14 protein-coding genes and 2 pseudogenes are annotated in these 17880 nt (G+C 47.6%); 11 read left to right on the top strand and 5 right to left on the bottom strand.

Translation table 11 applies throughout. The annotated features are described in order from the left end of the window. Positions 1–10 precede the first annotated feature (10 nt). The 5 genes from xdhB to aceB form a co-directional block, all read right to left on the bottom strand. On the bottom strand, positions 11–2398 hold the full coding sequence (xdhB, locus tag ACED36_RS01895) for a xanthine dehydrogenase molybdopterin binding subunit (protein WP_371732669.1): 2388 nt from the start codon (positions 2396–2398) through the stop codon (positions 11–13). Beyond that, positions 2388–3842, bottom strand: a complete 1455-nt coding sequence (gene xdhA, locus ACED36_RS01890; protein ID WP_371732668.1) for a xanthine dehydrogenase small subunit — start codon at positions 3840–3842, stop codon at positions 2388–2390. The genes xdhB and xdhA overlap by 11 nt, the downstream gene beginning before the upstream one ends. Positions 3843–4175: 333 nt before the next feature. Then, on the bottom strand, positions 4176–4910 hold the full coding sequence (locus tag ACED36_RS01885; protein WP_017003558.1) for a GntR family transcriptional regulator: 735 nt from the start codon (positions 4908–4910) through the stop codon (positions 4176–4178). Positions 4911–5259: 349 nt separating this feature from the next. After that, complete coding sequence (locus ACED36_RS01880; RefSeq protein WP_017005621.1) at positions 5260–5703, bottom strand: heme-binding protein; 444 nt, start codon at positions 5701–5703, stop codon at positions 5260–5262. Between the two features lie 56 nt (positions 5704–5759). After that, a complete protein-coding gene (gene aceB, locus ACED36_RS01875) occupies positions 5760–7406 on the bottom strand; it encodes a malate synthase A (protein ID WP_371732667.1) in 1647 nt (548 codons plus the stop codon). 290 nt (positions 7407–7696) lie between these two features. On the opposite strand from aceB, the gene gcl reads away from it, so the two are divergent. The 11 genes and pseudogenes from gcl to ACED36_RS01820 all read left to right on the top strand — a co-directional run. Further along, the gene (gene gcl, locus ACED36_RS01870; RefSeq protein ID WP_017003555.1) at positions 7697–9475 is read left to right on the top strand and encodes a glyoxylate carboligase; all 1779 of its coding nucleotides are present in this window, start codon (positions 7697–7699) and stop codon (positions 9473–9475) included. Positions 9476–9542: 67 nt separating this feature from the next. Then, positions 9543–10334 carry a hydroxypyruvate isomerase gene (gene hyi / locus ACED36_RS01865; protein ID WP_016959316.1) on the top strand — a complete coding sequence of 264 codons (792 nt, stop codon included), beginning with the start codon at positions 9543–9545 and terminating at the stop codon, positions 10332–10334. Position 10335: 1 nt separating this feature from the next. Next, on the top strand, positions 10336–11226 hold the full coding sequence (locus tag ACED36_RS01860; protein ID WP_016959317.1) for a 2-hydroxy-3-oxopropionate reductase: 891 nt from the start codon (positions 10336–10338) through the stop codon (positions 11224–11226). Between the two features lie 182 nt (positions 11227–11408). Beyond that, positions 11409–12023 (top strand): TetR/AcrR family transcriptional regulator, encoded by a 615-nt coding sequence (locus ACED36_RS01855; protein ID WP_371732666.1) that lies wholly within the window; start codon positions 11409–11411, stop codon positions 12021–12023. 441 nt (positions 12024–12464) lie between these two features. After that, positions 12465–13124, top strand: a complete 660-nt coding sequence (locus tag ACED36_RS01850; protein WP_371732665.1) for a hypothetical protein — start codon at positions 12465–12467, stop codon at positions 13122–13124. A 255-nt stretch (positions 13125–13379) separates the two neighbouring features. Further along, a pseudogene (locus ACED36_RS01845) lies at positions 13380–13496 on the top strand (alpha-amylase family glycosyl hydrolase); the annotation flags it as partial. A 289-nt stretch (positions 13497–13785) separates the two neighbouring features. Next, on the top strand, positions 13786–14064 hold the full coding sequence (locus ACED36_RS01840; protein WP_371732664.1) for an EamA family transporter: 279 nt from the start codon (positions 13786–13788) through the stop codon (positions 14062–14064). Between the two features lie 117 nt (positions 14065–14181). Further along, on the top strand, positions 14182–15144 hold the full coding sequence (locus ACED36_RS01835; protein WP_026024279.1) for a transposase: 963 nt from the start codon (positions 14182–14184) through the stop codon (positions 15142–15144). A 200-nt stretch (positions 15145–15344) separates the two neighbouring features. Then, entirely contained in the window at positions 15345–15542 is a 198-nt protein-coding gene (locus ACED36_RS01830; RefSeq protein WP_371732663.1) for a hypothetical protein, read from the top strand. A gap of 457 nt (positions 15543–15999) precedes the next feature. Further along, positions 16000–17100, top strand: a complete 1101-nt coding sequence (locus tag ACED36_RS01825) for an alpha/beta hydrolase (RefSeq protein WP_016958792.1) — start codon at positions 16000–16002, stop codon at positions 17098–17100. Between the two features lie 263 nt (positions 17101–17363). After that, positions 17364–17558: pseudogene (locus ACED36_RS01820) on the top strand (alpha-amylase family glycosyl hydrolase); the annotation flags it as partial. Between the last annotated feature and the right edge of the window lie 322 nt (positions 17559–17880).

Below are 17880 nucleotides of genomic sequence, written 5' to 3'. Positions count from 1 at the left end.
GGTTATCTGCTTAGAGCGAAAAATCCGCGGCAGATTTACCTTTGCGAGCCTGTTTGATGGTGTGATAAACCTGCTCGGGTGTGGCGGGGGAAGGAAGGTGTGGGATCTCCCCGTCTTCAGCAACACTCATAATGGCATCGCGAATCGCGCTCCATACCGAAATGGCTAACATGAATGGGGGTTCGCCCACGGCTTTGGAGTGGAAAACCGTGTCTTCTGGGTTAGTGCGGTTTTCGACCAAACGCGTGTTGAAGATTTCCGGCGTGTCAGCGACAGCTGGGATCTTGTAACTTGCCGGGCCTGCAGTCATCAGCTGGCCTTTGTCGTTCCAGACCAATTCTTCCGTTGTCAGCCATCCCATGCCTTGAATAAATCCACCTTCAACCTGACCGACATCTATCGCTGGGTTAAGTGATGCCCCCACGTCGTGAAGAATGTCAGCACGGAGCACTTTGTATTCCCCTGTTAGCGTATCAATAATCACTTCAGAGCAAGACACGCCATAAGCAAAATAATAGAAGGGACGTCCACGGGCTTTTTCGTGATCGTAAAAGATTTTCGGTGTGCGATAAAAACCAGACGCCGCCAGTGAGATTTGGTTAAACCAGCAAAGCTCAGTGAAATCGGCAAAAGTCATCGTCTTTTTGTCGCCAACGGAAACTATGCCATTACTGAAAACCACAGCGTCCGGTGAAACATCGAAATGCGACGAGGCGAAACTCACCATGCGCTCTTTAATCATCAACGCAGCATTCTGTGCCGCTTTACCGTTTAGGTCTGTTCCTGAAGAGGCCGCTGTGGGCGAAGCGTTTGGCACCTTTTCAGTATTGGTAGCGGTCACTTGAATCGTGCTGATATCAACGCTGAAGGTTTCGGCGACGATTTGTGCCACTTTGGTGTTCAAACCTTGGCCCATTTCTGTGCCACCGTGGTTCAGGCTAATACTGCCATCGGTATACACGGTCACAAGTGCGCCAGCTTGATTCAGGAAGGTCGCCGTAAAAGAGATCCCAAACTTCACAGGCGTGATGGAAATGCCTTTTTTAAGGATCGGGCTACTCGCGTTGAAATCAGCAATGGCTTTTCGTCTTGCTTGATAGTCGCACTCTGATTCCAAATCTGTGGTCATTTCGTGGATAAAGTTATCTTCCACTTTCTGGTAGTAGTGGGTTTCATCACGGCCTTCGCCTTCTGCGCCGTAGTAGTTGGCTTTGCGCACATCGAGCGGATCTTTGCCGAGATGGTAAGCGATGGAGTCCATCACGTGTTCAATGGTCATCATCCCTTGAGGGCCACCGAATCCCCGATAAGCCGTGTTTGATGCGGTGTTGGTTTTCACGCAATGCCCTGTGACAGTGGCGTTGCCAAGAAAATACGCGTTGTCTGAGTGGAACATGGCGCGATCGACAATCGAGCGTGATAAATCCGGGGAGTGCCCAGCATTACCAGACACCACAATATCGATTCCCTCAATCAAACCATTGTGATCAAAACCGACTTTGTACTGATTAAAGAAAGGGTGACGTTTACCTGTCATCATCATGTCTTCACGACGAGGTAGTCGGAACTTCACCGGTTGACCGGTTTGAATGGCGAAAACCGCTGCGATACAGGCAGGGCCAGCAGCTTGTGTCTCTTTACCACCAAATCCACCCCCCATTCGGCGCATGTCAATCAGCACGTTGTGCATAGGAACACCAAGAACCGATGACACAAGCTTTTGTACTTCAGTCGGGTTTTGGGTGGAGCAATAGACAATCACGCCACCATCTTCGGTCGGAACGACACTAGAAACCTGCGTTTCTAAGTAGAAATGTTCTTGACCACCAATGTGTAGCGATCCTTCTAAGACGTGATCAGCGTTGGCGATGGCAGCGGCAGAATCACCACGTTTTTGAGTGTGGCTGTCGGTCACAAACAGTTCTTGTGCCAATGCTTCTTCAACGTCTAGCGCGGCAGGCAAGCGTTCGTATTCAACAATGGCGGCTTCCGCACCTTTGCGGGCGTTGTCGAGACTGTCTGCGGCAACGGCGATGACGGGTTGGCCGACATAAACGACTTTACCGTCAGCCAGCATTGGGTCGCCGGGGAGAAGAGGACCAATATCCAACTCGCCTGGTACATCTTTTGAAGTGATCACCGAACGCACACCTGGCACGTTATAACAGGGCGTCACATCCAACTTGGTGATGTTTGCATGCGCATGGGGACTCATCAGCGCATAAACGTGGAGCTGATTGGGAAATTCGCCGCGGTCATCAATATACAGTGCTTCACCGGAAACCTGTTTCTCAGCACTTTCATGCTTTACGGATTTGCCGACACCTGTCATTAGTCCGGCTTTGGCCTGCGTGGTCATTTCTTCCATTGTCATGGAGGGGGTTGTTTTACGAGACATAGTGAATCACCCTCGTTTCAATCATTTTGCCGCCAGATGAATAGTTCAACTCGGTGTACAGTCGATAAAGCAGGTTCGCTGCCGTTTCAGCGCGATATTCTTTGGTCGCTCTGAAGTCAGAAATGGGAGAAAAGTCATCGGCTATCGCAGTCATGGCGGCTTGCACTGTACTTAAAGAAAGCGGTTTGCCGACTAATGCCTGTTCGCACTTAACGGCCCGAGCCGGAATGGCTGCCATTCCACCAAACGCCATGCGTGCTTCTGTGACAGTGTCACTGTTGAATTTCAGGCGGAATGCAGCACATACCGCCGAGATATCATCATCAAAGCGTTTGGAGATTTTGTATGCTTTGAATACTTGGTCTGGCAACGGTTTGGGTACACGAATCGTCTGAATAAACTCAGAGGTTTGCAGCGCAGTGACTTTGTAGTCTTTGAAGAAATCTTCCAACGCGATCTCACGTGCTGTTTCTCCCCGTCTAAGCGTGATTGTCGCACCTAGCGCTATTAACAACGGTGGCCCATCACCAATCGGCGAAGCATTGGCAATATTGCCGCCAATTGTGCCTTGGTTGCGGATTTGCAGAGAAGCAAAACGCTGGATCAGTGCGCCGAAATCAGGGTAGTGAGGTTCGAGCACGCGATACACATCCGTTAACGGGACATTGGCGCCGATTTCGATGTGCGTGTCAGTCTCGTTCACGGTTTTGATGTCATCGACATGGCCGAGGTAAATCAGCTTATCAATGTCACGATGAAATTGCGTGACTTCCAACGCCAGGTCAGTGCCACCTGCTAACAGTTTGGCATTGGGGTGTGCCATCAAGGTTTTGGCAAGTTCGTCACTGTTCGTCGGGGTAAAAGCCGTCTTCCCATCAGCATGGTGTTCAAGTTCGGGTTCACCAATCGCATTGAGCTTTTCGACGGTCTCTCGCTCGTAATCGGAGAACTGATCGCGGATAGGCGCTTCTTGACTGAGTGATAACGCCGCTTCAACGATAGGGCGATAACCTGTGCAACGACAAAGATTGCCAGCGAGCGCTTCATAGGTATCTTCTTTATCGGCGTTCGGTGTGTTTTTGGTGAGTGCGAACATCGACATGATAAAACCGGGGGTGCAGAAGCCGCATTGGCTGCCGTGAAAATCGACAATGGCTTTCTGTACGGGATGAAGCGCCTCTTTCGTTCGAAGATCTTCCACGGTAATAAGCTGTTTTCCGTGAAGTGCCGAAACAAAGGTGAGGCAGGCGTTCAGGCTGCGGTATTCAAGCTTGCCATCTACCACCTCACCCAACACGACGGTGCATGCACCGCAATCACCGGAGCCACATCCTTCCTTGGTACCTGTCTTGCGCACATGTTCGCGAAGGTAATTCAATACAGTCAGGTTGGGAGAAATATCCTTTTCTTCCTGCAAGGTTTGATTTAAGAGAAAACGGATCACACTGCCTCCATGACGCTTTCGAATCCATTGTCTATAAACTAGTCATTTCTGACCGATGGGTCAACTTTTCGTTAACAAGTTTGATCGTGAAAATTAACAAAGGAAAATCATTATAAATCAATGGATAATTGGTGTTTTTGGTTGTTAGAATCTTAAATTGTCTTTAATTATTGTATACAATTTGTGAGTTTGATCGTTTCATAATCTCGGAAACGATAGGTGGAATTGGTTTTGTGACAACGGAGAAGGAAATGGAAGATAAGGGCAATATGTGGGGGAGGCATGATTGTCCCACTACAGAGTGGGACAATATGTAGAATCTAGACTCAGAACTTAAGCTTTCTTTTTCAGCACGTTAGAAAAAACGGCATGAAGATCTTGAGCGTTGGTTTCATCGTGAAGGTTAAGTTTTGATTTGATGTGGTCGAGATGCGTTTTCATCAACGCCATCGCTTTCACTTTATCGCGAGCTTCAATGGCATCAAGAAGTTGTGTGTGTTCATCGTAAGAACAGTTATGTTGCTTGGTTGATTCATAAAGCGCAATGATCAAAGAACATTGGGAAACCAAACTGCGCTGGAAGCTCATCAAGGGAAGGTTGTCTGCCATCGCAGCCAGCTCAATGTGAAACTCTCCGGAAAGGCGAATGCTTCGGCCAGTATCATTTAGCGCGATCGCTTCATGTTCTTCTGCAACCATGGCACGGCACTTTGCGATTTGGTCGCTGGTGGCATTTTCAGCCGCAAGCTCAACAATCGCGAGTTCCATAACGTCACGCGCCTTGAGTATTTGCAGTGCTTCGCTAACAGATGGTGAAGCGACAATCGAACCTCGGTTCGGGCGCGTGCTGACGACCTGCTCAACAGAAAGGCGAAGCAGTGCACGACGAATAATGGTACGGCTAACACCAAAGATCTCGCCCAACGCTTCTTCGCTAAGTTTGGTTCCTGGCGGAAGACGTTGCTCGAGGATGGCATCGAAAATATGGCCGTATACGATGTCATCTTGTGTCATTTTAGGGTTCGTCGGTTTACTTTTTTTTGTGGTAGCTTTGAGAAGCCCTGTCATACAGTTATCCCTTTCACGACCCACCAAGGGTGAGCCAGCTGTCAAATAACGTTCTGAAAGCGAACGTAAAAAATTGATAATTTTGACTGTTGGTTTGTATAAGAATAGTTGAAGTGATTGTACAACATCGACGCAATTATTGTATTGATTTCGCTTATGTTTGCGGTGCGTGTTCTGTTCCATTCAGGAGATTGATGAGAATTTGGTGATTGCGGCGGTTCGACTGTACCCAAACAACATCAAGATGCTTGGGTACAGTAATGATTCATTGATAGGTGTTGTTTTCGCTCCCCCGCAAATGGAGGGAACCTGAAGGGTTTTGTTTGTGCGTCGACTAATTGCGCACTATTTACTGCGCATTGAGAGCCGTATCTGTGTTCAATTTAGCTGCGATAATCCCTGCAATCGCAACCGCTTCGTCGGTGTCAGAAATGTCGCCAGAAACTCCCACCGCACCTAGTAGTTCGGCGTGTTCATCACGAATGAGAACACCGCCAGCAACAGGCACCAAATTGCCCTGAGCAAGCGTGGAAATCGACGAGATAAAATTTGGCCTTGCTTGCGCATCATCAGCAATCTTTCTTGATGAGCAACCCAGTGCTAAGGCTCCCCACGCTTTGCCGATAGCAATTTCTGGGCGCATCATACTGGAACCATCTTGCCTCTGAAGCGAGATTAACGCGCCGCCTTTGTCCAATATGGCAACAGTGAGCGGGGCCGTTTTTCGGTTTTGTGCCGCCAGAAATACTTGAGTGGTAATTTCCAGTGCTTTTATCATCGTCAGATTTTCCATTGGAAGTCTCCTAGACTTTGTGGGCGGCTACGGGTTAAGCAAGCCGCCAATGCTTGTTATTCGAGTTTTGCGTAGCAAGGAATCGTCAGAAAGTCGGCAAAATGGTTGTCGGTCGAAAGCGTGAAAAACAGATCAGACGCTTGATCGAATTTCCTGCTGTTGGGGTCATCTGAAGATGCTTTCATTTCAGCCACTTCTTGATCCAACCATTCTCTAAACATCTCAGTGGTAAAAGTGCGCCCGTCATCTAACGACACGTTGTGTTTCAACCATTGCCAAATATTTGCGCGAGAAATTTCTGCGGTGGCGGCATCTTCCATCATTCCATAAATAGGCACACAGCCGACGCCGCGAAGCCACGATTCCATGTAAAGCACCGCGATTCGGATATTTTTTCTTACCCCTTGCTCATCTTTCGGCCCTCGGCTTGGGCGAAGTAATGCTTCTCTATTGAATGTGCCGTCAGGAATGAAATGACGTTGATTAGTAGAGCCATCAAGGTATTGATCAAACACTTCGCGTGCCAGAGAAACCAAATGCGGGTGTGCAACCCAAGTGCCGTCATGGCCATTGGTGGCCTCTCGGCGTTTGTCATCGATAACCTTCTTAGTCACGCGATCCATTTCTTCCGGATCTTTGGAAGGAATAAACGCTGACATGCCGCCAATAGCCAGTGCCCCGCGACGATGACAGGTCTGGATCAAACGCTTGCTGTATGCCTCAAGGAACGGCTGATCCATACCAATGGCATGACGATCGGGCAGGATGCGGTCAGTATGGTTTTTCAGTGTTTTGATGTAGCTGAAAATGTAATCCCAACGGCCACAATTCATACCGACGATGTGCTTGCGCATGGCATACAGAATCTCTTCCATCTGGAATACGGCTGGCAGTGTTTCTAATAAAACCGTTGCTTTAATGGTGCCGCTATCTGCGTTGAAATATTGCTCCGTAAAATCAAATACGGCTTCCCACCATGCGGCTTCTTCCATTGATTCGAGTTTCGGCAGGTAGTAATACACGCCTTGTCCTATGTTTTTTCTGCTCTGGTGGTTATGGAAAAAGTACAGGCCAAAATCCATCAAACTAGCCGGCATCGCCTTGCCATCAAACAGAATGTGCGCCTCTTCTAAGTGCAAACCACGAGGGCGATGGATCAAGGTGGCAGGGTTGTCTATCAGTTGATAGTGCTTACCGTTTTTGGGTTCGGTGAACGCAATCGTGCCAGCATTCGCATCACGCATGTTGATTTGGCCATTGACCATATTTTCCCATGTCGGCGACGTTGCATCTTCAAAGCAGCACATGAAAACATTGGCCCCAGAGTTGAGGGCATTAATCACCATCTTTCGGTCGATCGGGCCTGTGATCTCAACGCGGCGGTCGAGCAGGGCATCAGGCACTGCGTCCACTTTCCAGTTCGGGTCATCACGAATAGGCTGCGTATCGGCTCGAAAATCTGGCAGTGATCCGCTGTCAAATTCAGCCTGTTTCGCTATTCGTGTATCGAGCAGTGTTTGCCGATCACCCGCAAAATTCACACACAGGGTTTCCAAAAATGCTAATGCCTTTGTATTGAGTATCGCTTTAGCCTCTTCGCTAAAAAGCGAACCAATGACCTCTAGCCTTGATGCAGCGGCGTTGGGTTGATGTATTTGGCGTTGTTTTTGCTGATGTTCTGGATTGTTCTGAATGTCATGCATCGGTAAGGTCCTTTGTTTAATGTATACAATTTTTCTAATTATGGTGTTTTATAATTTTTTTTATAGTGAACAATAAAAGCACAATGTTAATGCGATGTGAATAGTGATTTCTTCTAATCTCTGATATTTCGTAAGTTGTCAGACCACTCCCTCCATGCCAGGCCTGATGCCGTTGAAGGTAACTCACCGTCGTTCTTTTGTTGGGTAAATGTTAAAAACCCCTTGCGGTTAAATTTTATTCGATCTAAAAATACAATTAAGTTCCAAATTGTATACAAAAGGAGTTTTTCATGGCAAAGATGAGAGCGATTGATGCAGCCATAGAAGTGTTAAAGCGTGAAGGGGTGGTGAAAGCATTTGGTGTTCCGGGGGCTGCCATCAACCCTTTTTATTCAGCATTGAAGAAAGTGGGAGGGATTGACCATATTCTCGCTCGCCATGTTGAAGGCGCATCGCACATGGCTGAAGGCTACACGCGAGCAAATGCAGGAAATATCGGCGTTTGTATTGGCACATCTGGCCCAGCAGGCACCGATATGATCACGGGGCTTTATTCTGCGCAGGCTGATTCCATACCCATCTTATGTATTACAGGGCAGGCACCAAGAGCGCGTCTACATAAAGAAGATTTTCAAGCGGTAGACATAGAATCGATAGCGCGTCCTGTCACCAAATGGTGTTCAACCGTGATGGAGCCAGCACAAGTCCCTCGGGCGATTCAGCATGCTTTTCAGGTGATGCGTTCTGGTCGTCCTGGTCCTGTGTTGATAGACCTGCCTTTGGATGTTCAGCTGGCTGAGATCGAATTCGATATTGATAGCTATGAGCCTCTTGACCCCTACAAACCTGCGATGACACGCCATCAAGCGGAAATGGCGTTGAAAATGCTCAATGAAGCAGAGCGGCCATTAATTGTGTCAGGCGGCGGTGTGATTAATGCCAATGCGTCTGAGCTGTTGCAAGCGTTTGCGGAAATTCTCGGCGTACCGGTTATTCCTACTTTAATGGGATGGGGAAGTATCGCGGATGATCATGAACTTATGGCGGGCATGGTGGGGCTTCAAACGTCTCACCGCTACGGCAATGCATCCATGTTGGCGTCTGATTTGGTGTTTGGCGTTGGCAATCGTTGGGCGAATCGCCATACGGGATCGGTTGATGTTTATACCGAAGGCAGAAAATTTGTTCACATCGACATTGAACCGACGCAAATTGGCCGTGTTTTCTGTCCGGATCTCGGCATCGTCTCTGACGCCTATGCAGCTTTGTCCCAACTCGTTGAGGTCGCCAAAGAATGGAAATCTCAAGGTCGCCTGAACGATCACAGCGCTTGGGTGAGTGATTGTCAGCAGCGTAAAGCCACTATGCTGCGTAAAACCCATTACACCGAACAGCCAGTCAAACCCATGCGTGTTTACGAAGAAATGAACCGCGTATTTGACCGTGAGACTTGCTACGTCAGCACCATTGGTCTTTCACAAATTGCCGCCGCGCAGTTCCTGCATGTTTATAAACCTCGCCACTGGATTAACTGTGGTCAGGCTGGGCCTTTAGGTTGGACAGTACCTGCGGCCTTAGGCGTTCGCGCTGCCGACCCCGAGCGTCAAATCGTGGCGATTTCAGGCGATTACGATTTTCAGTTCATGATCGAAGAGTTAGCTGTCGGTGCACAGTTCAAGCTTCCCTATATCCACGTATTGGTGAATAACTCATACCTTGGATTAATCCGACAGGCGCAGCGTCAATTCGATATTGATTACTGCGTACAACTGGCCTTCGAAAATCAGAATTCGCCAGAATTGGCCGATTATGGTGTCGACCATGTTGCTGTCGTAGAGGGCTTGGGCTGTAAGGCGATAAGAGTCAGAGACCCTGATCTGATTGCGCCTGCACTAGAACAAGCGAAAGCACTAATGGCAAAACACAGCGTTCCCGTTGTGGTGGAAATCATTCTGGAGAAGGTCACCAACATTTCCATGGGCGCTGAAATCGATGCCGTGAATGAATTCGAATCGTTGGCGGAATCCATAGCTGACGCTCCCACCGCTTTGGCGGCGCAAGACAGATAAGTGTTTGCACAGCGCAAATACAACATCAAGAAGCAAGAACAAAGAACACAGAGATAAGGAGATTGATATGCCAAAGCTTGCTGCCAATTTATCCATGCTATTTAACGAACTGCCATTTGTTGAGCGCTTCAGTGCCGCGGCAGAGTTCGGATTCAAAGGCGTGGAGTACTTGTTTCCCTATGCGTTTAACGCAAAGGAACTTAAAGCAGAACTTGATCGAAACCAGCTGAAACAAGTGCTATTCAACCTCCCATCGGGTGATTGGGACAATGGCGACCGCGGGATTGCTGCTGACCCATCGCGAGTCGATGAGTTTCGCGCAGGCGTTGCCACCGCGATTGAATATGCCAAGGCACTTGAATGTGACCAAGTAAACTGTCTGGCAGGCATTGTGCCCCAAGGCGTCACTCAAGAAGACGCAGAAGCGACCCTGATTGAGAACCTGAAATTTGCCAATGAACAGTTGGTAAACGCGGGAATAAGGCTAGTGATTGAAGCCATTAACACCCGTGACATTCCGGGCTTTGCGCTCACCAATACCCAACAGGCATTGAGGATTTGTGATGCGGTGGGCAGTGACAACATTTCACTGCAATACGACATCTACCACATGCAAATCATGGAAGGCGATATCGCCCAAACGATGACTTCCTCACTCAATCGCATTGGTCATATTCAAATCGCGGATAACCCAGGTCGACATGAGCCAGGAACGGGCGAACTGAATTACCATTTCCTGTTTAATCATATCGACAGCATTGGCTACCAAGGTTGGGTGGGCTGCGAGTACAAACCCGCCACCACAACCCACGAAGGGCTGAAATGGTTAGCGGACTACCAACAGAATAAGGAGTCATAGCATGACGACAATTGCATTTATTGGCACGGGCATCATGGGCAAACCCATGGCAGAGAATCTGCAAAAAGCGGGCTATCAACTCCATCTTTCTGAACGTCGCTCTTCAGCACCAACCAGCTTGAAAGAAGGAGGCGCTATAACCTTCGCCACCCATCGAGAAGCCGTTCAGGGTGCAGATTTCATCATCATTATGGTGCCTGATACGCCGCAGGTTGATGAGGTACTGTTCGGCGCAGAAGGGATTGAGCCCGCGTTAGATGCATCGAAAACCGTGATCGACATGAGCTCAATTTCACCGCTAGAAACTAAGCAGTTTGCTGCTCGCGTAAAAGAAAGCGGCGCAGCGTATTTAGATGCGCCCGTGTCTGGCGGAGAAGTGGGGGCAATCAATGCCACGCTGACTATCATGGTGGGTGGCGCTGAAACTGATTTCGAGAAAGCATTGCCTTTGTTCGGTGCCATGGGTCAAAACATCAATTTGGTGGGTGACTGCGGCGCTGGGCAAGTGTGCAAAGTGGCCAACCAAATCATTGTCGCGTTGAACATAGAGGCGGTGTCGGAAGCGTTGGTATTTGCTTCCAAAGCAGGTGCCGATCCAGCACGTATTCGCAACGCCTTGCTTGGCGGTTTTGCCAATTCCAAAGTGCTGGAAGTACACGGGGAGCGCATGGTGAAAGGTACTTTTGACCCCGGATTTAGAATTCGCCTTCACCAGAAAGATTTGAATCTCGCTTTAACGGGAGCCAAGACACTGGGTGTCGCATTGCCCAATACCCAATCAGCCCAAGATCTCTTTGGCTTGTGCGCAGAACAAGGCGGTGAGGATTGGGATCATTCCGCGCTGATCAAAGCCATTGAATCCCTTTCAAGCCACAATATTCGCGGCGAGTAGCATGGTTTAAGCTTTGCCGAGTTTTGTTTTAGATATCATATCGGTCCTTTGATATTTGCCCGCTTCTTTCACGACGGGCTTTTTTTTGTTTCATTTATCGTGAATTCCGCCAGTGCGACTGGATGATTTGCCGTTGATTCATTAGAGTTGAGCTAAGCACTTAATGAATCCATGGACGGGTAATGTCACGCATCAGGGCGAAAAATCAGGAAAAGATCATCGACGTTGCCAGCCAACTGTTCGCTGAAAAAGGCTATGCTGCCACGACAACCGCCGAAATCGCCCAACGCGCAGAAATCCCCAAGCCCAACCTCTATTACTATTTCAACACCAAAGACAACCTTTACCGCGCGGTATTGGAGAGCGTCACCTTGCCGTTGCTCGAAGCCTCATTACCGATTGAGCAATTGGATGACCCAAGAGAAGCGCTGACCCAATATATTCGCACCAAACTTCGAATTTCCCGTGACCACGCCTCCGCATCAAAAACCTTTGCTGCCGAAGTAATGGCGGGTGCACCGCATTTGCCGAGAGACATTGCAGAAGCCTTGATCGACCAATCTAAAATGATCCTCAACAAGTTTGATTATTGGATTGCCCAAGGTTGGATGGACCCTGTTCCCGCCAAGCATCTGATGTTTATGCTTTGGTCTTCCACCCAAACCTACGCCGACTTCAACTGGCAGATTTGCCAAGTCAGCGGACAATATGAACTCGACGACGAAGACTTCGAACAAGCCGCAGAGTTTTTGGTCAATCTGGTACTGAAAGGGTGTGGGGTGAAGCATGCTGATTGATGGCTGATTTCCCTTTAACTCCCTGAAATAGTTGCAAAGATAGTCTTGCTTCACAATCTCTTCATTTGGCTGATTAAAAACTCAGCACCCGTGCTTAACTGCGACCAAAATCATGCCGTGATTTATGCACTTTGTGGTAGATTTTGGGCGGGTAAAGTAGGCAGTGATGTTGGGCTGTTTGGGGTGTTTATCCGAGTTTTATTTTTAGATGTGATTAAAATTATCAAAAAATTTTTATGTTAAAAGAATTTACCTTTTGGCGAGCTTGTTATTCTTGGACAAAGTGTGGTGTTTAAATGCCCCGTTTGGGTTTGAATAGACTGTTATGTCTCTATAGATATATATCGTTCCAAGATTTAGTATTGTTAGCTGAAATGGGTATTAGCAGGGTATAGAATTACTCTTAAACAGTTTTAATCTTTGACTTAAAAGGATTTATTTGTGCTTGATGTTATCCAAAAAGTAGTTAATTTTTTCTTAATTACTGTTTTCGCTCTAATAGTAATTGTTTTGCTGATTAATAAACCAATGTTGGGTATAGGAGTCGGTGTCACTGCTGGAGTGATTTACTATAACGCAATATTTGCGACCAATGTATATAACTTCTTTGCTAATACAGACCCTGCCCCAAGCTCAGGCAAAGCACGCACCTCGTCAAACTTCCAAATTTCTAAGCCTTCGCGTAGAAGTACTTATGAAATTGTAATTCAGGATAGTAAAGATCTTGAAGGGCGGCTAAGTAAGCTTGGTGGAACTGGTAAGGGCTTGCACGAAAAAACATCTTCGGTGGCCTCGATACTAAGCCCAGAGCTTGTAAAGGAGCTTCGGTCTGTCGCCACAATTCGCAATAAACTTGTACATGAAGAGGATTTTTCTTTAACCGACGATGAATTAGCTGACTTTGAAAATTTGGCATATTCTGCCCTACGGCAACTAAGAAATTTTCCAATTCTACCAAAGGTAGCTACACACCGATTTACGTGCCCAGATTGCAATAAAACTGATATTGCATATATCACAATGAGGCTAGCAGTACCTGTACATGCGACTTGTCAGCATTGTGGTTCAAGGCTAGACATTGCTATGGCAGAATCCGGTTGAGCGGCTTTGTGCTTTCAGGCTCAAAGGCAATGCTCAAAGATGAATGGCTAACTGTTGGACGATATTATCTCCGTATCGTTTAATAGATAAAAGAATAAACGGTGAATAAACGGGACAGGCACATTTAGAAAGGCATAGATTTGTCAGTTTGATGGCTTTGTGCTTTTAGGCTCAAAGGCAATGCTCAAAGATGAATGGTTAACTGTTGAACGATATTATCTCTGTATCGTTTAATAGATAGCCACTTTACTGCTAATGACAAAAGCCCGCGCCTCTCTCATCAGTGTCGACGCCACCCCTTATTATCACTGCGTTTCGCGCTGTGTTCGCCGCTCTTTTCTCTGCGGCTACGTCGAACATACGCAGCAATCCTAGAAGCATCGGAGAGGCTGGATTGAAAAACGGTTGTTAGTACCAACAAAGATCATTCTCATATTTTCACTCGCTTTTATAAGACGGCTGTAAGGGTGAGGGGATTGAATGTGTCTATTGGATGCTTTGGCGGAGTGTTAGCCTTTCTTTTACTTGTGCTTTTCTACGCTATCAACTCTACTTCACCTCAGGCACGTGATTCTCGTCAATTCTCTATTCTATAAATTTAGCGCTTGGGGTAGGAACGGTTTTTAAACACCGAAACCTACGGCTAACAGCAGGAAAAGGCATGACCGTAAAAGATTTGTTTTTGGCGCTGTTCGTTGTTGTCGTTTGGGGAGTCAACTTCGTCGTAATCAAAGTCGGGGTGAGCGAAGTACCGCCGTTTCTGTTGGGCGCTTTGCGTTTTAGCTTGGTGGCGATACCCGCGATTTTCTTTGTTAAACGGCCAAATGTACCGCTGCGCTGGTTGTTGTGTTACGGGCTAACCATCAGCTTCGGTCAGTTTGCGTTCTTGAGAATAAAGGGGGTGAGAATAAAGGGGACAGGCACATTTAGAAATGCATAGATTTGTCAGTTTCATGGCTTTGTGCTTTCAGGCTCAAAGGCAATGCTCAAAGATGAATGGTTAGCTGTTGAACGATATTATCTCTGTATCGTTTAATAGATAGCCATTTTACTGCCAATGACAAAAGCCCGCGCCTCTCTCATCAGTGTCGACGCCACTCCTTATTATCACTGCGTTTCGCGCTGTGTTCGCCGCTCTTTTCTCTGCGGCTACGACGAACATGCACAACAATCCTACGAACATCGCAGAGGCTGGATTGAAAAACGGTTGTTAGCGTTGGCAAATGCATTCTGTGTCGATGTTTGTGCTTACGCCATTATGAGCAATCACTACCATGTGGTTCTTCATATCAATACGGAAAAAGCCAACGAGCTGACTCAAGTTGATGTTGTTGAGCGCTGGTTGGCGTTTCATCAAGGGCCTTCACTTATCCAGCGTTTTATTCAAGGTGATAAACTGTCAGAGGCAGAAGCTGAACGATGCAGCGAGATCATTGAAGTATGGCGGGATAGGCTTACTTCGATTAGCTGGTTCATGCGGTTGCTCAATCAACATATCGCGTCAGAGGCCAATAAAGAAGACAAATGCACAGGCCACTTCTGGGAAGGACGGTTTAAAAGTCAGGCGCTGTTAGATGAAAAAGCCTTAGCGGCAGCGATGGCATATGTGGATTTGAACCCAGTACGCGCTGCGATCGCAGACACGCCGGAAACGTCTGATTTCACGAGCGTGAAAGCGCGAATTGAAGCGATAGAGACTGATAAACCTGGCGCTGTTGGTTTGCTGCCTTTTGCGGGCAACCCCAGAGGAAATATGCCTGATGGTATACCTTTTCGCTTGATGGATTATTTAGAGTTGGTTGATTGGACGGGGCGTCAGTGCCGAGAGGATAAGCGCGGTCATATTGATGATCATGAACCTGAGATACTCAACCGCCTAGGGTTTGATTCCGCTGAATGGCTTAGTACCTACGCGCAAGTTGAAAAGGGAACCTTGATTGGCTCTGAATCATCAATCAAAACAGCGCTACCCTTACTGGGACGAAAACGACTTTGCGGGTTTCGCATCGCGACGAGCTAGCGTCGGCAACACCTCCTGCAAGCACTAATAATCACCACATTGGTGATTTTCGCACACCTCTTATATGTCGATCTCCTTTGAAATCTAGTTTGAACCTCTTTTATCCAGTTTCAAAAGCTTGCTACTAGGCCAATAGTAGGAAGGCATATGAAATGTATTTTCCATTTTTTAATAGTGACTGTCCCAACAAAGAACCAATTGTGGATGGTGATACGGAACAATTCCTCGGCGCAACCGAGTTTGGCCTCAACGGAGACGAGATCATTTCGGTGATCATCAACTACATGGCAACGGGTGCGAGCTATCGCATCATGCAACAAGCCCTGCCTGTCCACCCTACGGTATCCGAGCTTCTGCCTACGGTTCTTGCAGGCCTTAAACCGCTAAGCGCTGAATAACACCCAACCCCGTTGAAAACGCCAGTCACATACCGCTGGCGTTTTTCATCCCACTCGTCATGTTTTATCCGGTCTTTTATACCCTTTCTTTCCTATCCGTCATTCTCTATCCGCCATTCTCCATCCGAATTTGATGACGATATGCCTAACTGGAACATCATTCTGAGTAAGACAGGTCGGTGTCAGCTTCGTCTTCAATACTGTTTATCCATCGGCCATCGCTGGGCTGTATAGCCCATGTTCATATTCCAATAAACATATGAAAAGCCCATCTATGGCGCTTACCTTGATGAGCGATTACGGCCTAAGCCAATCGCTCAAACTCCCAGCATGGCTGATTTGCAATGAATGTAGACACTAAACGCCAATGAACTGACTACCGTTTTGCTTCGGCTTCGCGGTGGCTTCATGGTCTGTGTCTAACGAGGGCAGTGGTAAATTAGAGCAAGGGATGACAATGAAAAAACTTCTATTAGGCATTTTGCTATCCGCGGTTGTGCCATATTCTCATGGCACAGAACCTTCTACGGGCAACTACAAAAGTGACGTGTTTTTTGTTGGCGGGGAATACCATGGTGAACCCGGCAAAGAACTGATGTCCGGTCAAATGTATGTTGAGCGCTGGACACCTGAAACGGTGACTCAGCCCTACCCCATCGTATTGATTCATGGGGCGGCACAAACCTCCGTTAATTGGATGACAACCCCAGACGGGCGTTCCGGCTGGGCGCATGACTTTGTAGGAAAAGGCTATGTGGTCTACATGGTTGACCAACCCGCGAGAGGACGCTCTGCATGGCACCCGAATCTCAATGGTGAATTACGGATGTTCAACGCTGGCATTATCGAAAAGAAATTCACCGCATCAGAACAGTTCGAGAAGCAATGGCCGCAATCTCACCTTCATACCCAATGGCCGGGAACGGGCAGAAAAGGCGACCCTGTCTTCGATCAGTTCTATGCCAGTCAGGTTGAGTCGCTCAAATCACACGTGGAAAGCAGTGACGTTGTGCGTGATGCAGGTGTAGCGTTGCTCGACAAAATCGGCCCTGCCATTATTCTCACCCACTCTCAATCGGGTCCCTTCGGCTGGCTGATCGCAGATGCAAGGCCTGAGTTAGTTATGTCTATCGTGACAATGGAACCAAGTGGCCCACCGATTCAAAACAAAAAGGGCAAGGCGAGCATGCCTTGGGGCGTAACGGTCGTGCCAATCACCTATTCACCTGGCGTAAGTACGCCAGCCGATCTCGTGACTGAACAGCAAGCAAACGCTGACAGACCCGACCTCATTAAATGTTGGCAGCAAACAGAACCCGCAAAGCAACTGGTTAATCTGAAAGATACCCCGGTACTTTTCCTCATCAGCGAATCGTCATATCACGCTGAATACGACCATTGCACCGCTAAGTGGCTAACGCAGGCAGGCGTCGATGTGGATTTGGTGAGGCTCGAAGACGAGGGCATTCGCGGCAATGGGCACATGTTAATGCTTGAAAATAACCACCTAGACATCGCGAATTGGATCACTACCTGGGTGGGTAAAAACGTGCAATAACGGCTTTTAAATCGACTTAAAATGCCATAAAAGCGAACTCACTTTTTCTCCACCCATAAAAAAACGGCACTGCGAGCAGTGCCGTTTTTGTGTTTTCGCACGTCGAAGCTGGAATAAGTGGGACAGGCACATTTAGAAAGGCATAGATTTATCAGTTTCACGGCTTTGTGCTTTCAGGCTCAAAGGCAATGCTCAACGATGAACGGTTAACTATTAAACGATATTGTTTCTATGTCGTTTAATAGATAGCCACTTTACTGCCAATGAGAAAAGCCCGAGCCTCTCTCATCAGTCTCGACGCCACCCCTTATTATCACTGCGTTTCACGCTGTGTTCGCCGCTCTTTTCTCTGGGGCTACGACGAACATGCACAACAATCCTACGAACATCACAGAGGCTGGATTGAAAAACGGCCGCTAGTACCAACAAAGATCATTCTCATTTTTTTACTCGCTTTTATAAGACGGCTGTAAGGGTGCGAGGATTGAATATGTTTACTGGGTGTTAGCCTTTCTTTTACTTGTGCTTTTCTACGCTATCAACTCTACTTCACCTCAGGCACGTGATTCGCGCCAATTCTCTATTCTATAAATTTAGCGCTTGGGGTAAGAACGGTTTTTAAACACCGAAACCTATGGCTAACAGCAGGAAAAAGCATGACCGTAAAAGATTTTTTTTTGGCGCTGTTCGTTGTTGTTGTTTGGGGAGTCAACTTCGTCGTAATTAAAGTCGGGGTGAGCGAAGTACCGCCGTTTCTGTTGGGCGCTTTGCGTTTTAGCT

This window comes from Enterovibrio sp. FF113, from assembly GCF_041439165.1.
In the GTDB taxonomy this organism is placed as follows: Bacteria; Pseudomonadota; Gammaproteobacteria; order Enterobacterales; family Vibrionaceae; genus Enterovibrio; species Enterovibrio norvegicus_A.
This window is presented reverse-complemented; position numbering and strand designations above follow the sequence as displayed.

Coding starts and splice junctions, on each gene's coding strand:
- xdhB (WP_371732669.1), bottom strand. CDS start 2,398: ATGTCTCGTAAAACAACCCCCTCCATGACAATGGAAGAAATGACCACG.
- ACED36_RS01885 (WP_017003558.1), bottom strand. CDS start 4,910: ATGACAGGGCTTCTCAAAGCTACCACAAAAAAAAGTAAACCGACGAAC.
- ACED36_RS01880 (WP_017005621.1), bottom strand. CDS start 5,703: ATGGAAAATCTGACGATGATAAAAGCACTGGAAATTACCACTCAAGTA.
- aceB (WP_371732667.1), bottom strand. CDS start 7,406: ATGCATGACATTCAGAACAATCCAGAACATCAGCAAAAACAACGCCAA.
- gcl (WP_017003555.1), top strand. CDS start 7,697: ATGGCAAAGATGAGAGCGATTGATGCAGCCATAGAAGTGTTAAAGCGT.
- hyi (WP_016959316.1), top strand. CDS start 9,543: ATGCCAAAGCTTGCTGCCAATTTATCCATGCTATTTAACGAACTGCCA.
- ACED36_RS01860 (WP_016959317.1), top strand. CDS start 10,336: ATGACGACAATTGCATTTATTGGCACGGGCATCATGGGCAAACCCATG.
- ACED36_RS01855 (WP_371732666.1), top strand. CDS start 11,409: ATGTCACGCATCAGGGCGAAAAATCAGGAAAAGATCATCGACGTTGCC.
- ACED36_RS01840 (WP_371732664.1), top strand. CDS start 13,786: ATGACCGTAAAAGATTTGTTTTTGGCGCTGTTCGTTGTTGTCGTTTGG.
- ACED36_RS01835 (WP_026024279.1), top strand. CDS start 14,182: ATGACAAAAGCCCGCGCCTCTCTCATCAGTGTCGACGCCACTCCTTAT.
- ACED36_RS01825 (WP_016958792.1), top strand. CDS start 16,000: ATGAAAAAACTTCTATTAGGCATTTTGCTATCCGCGGTTGTGCCATAT.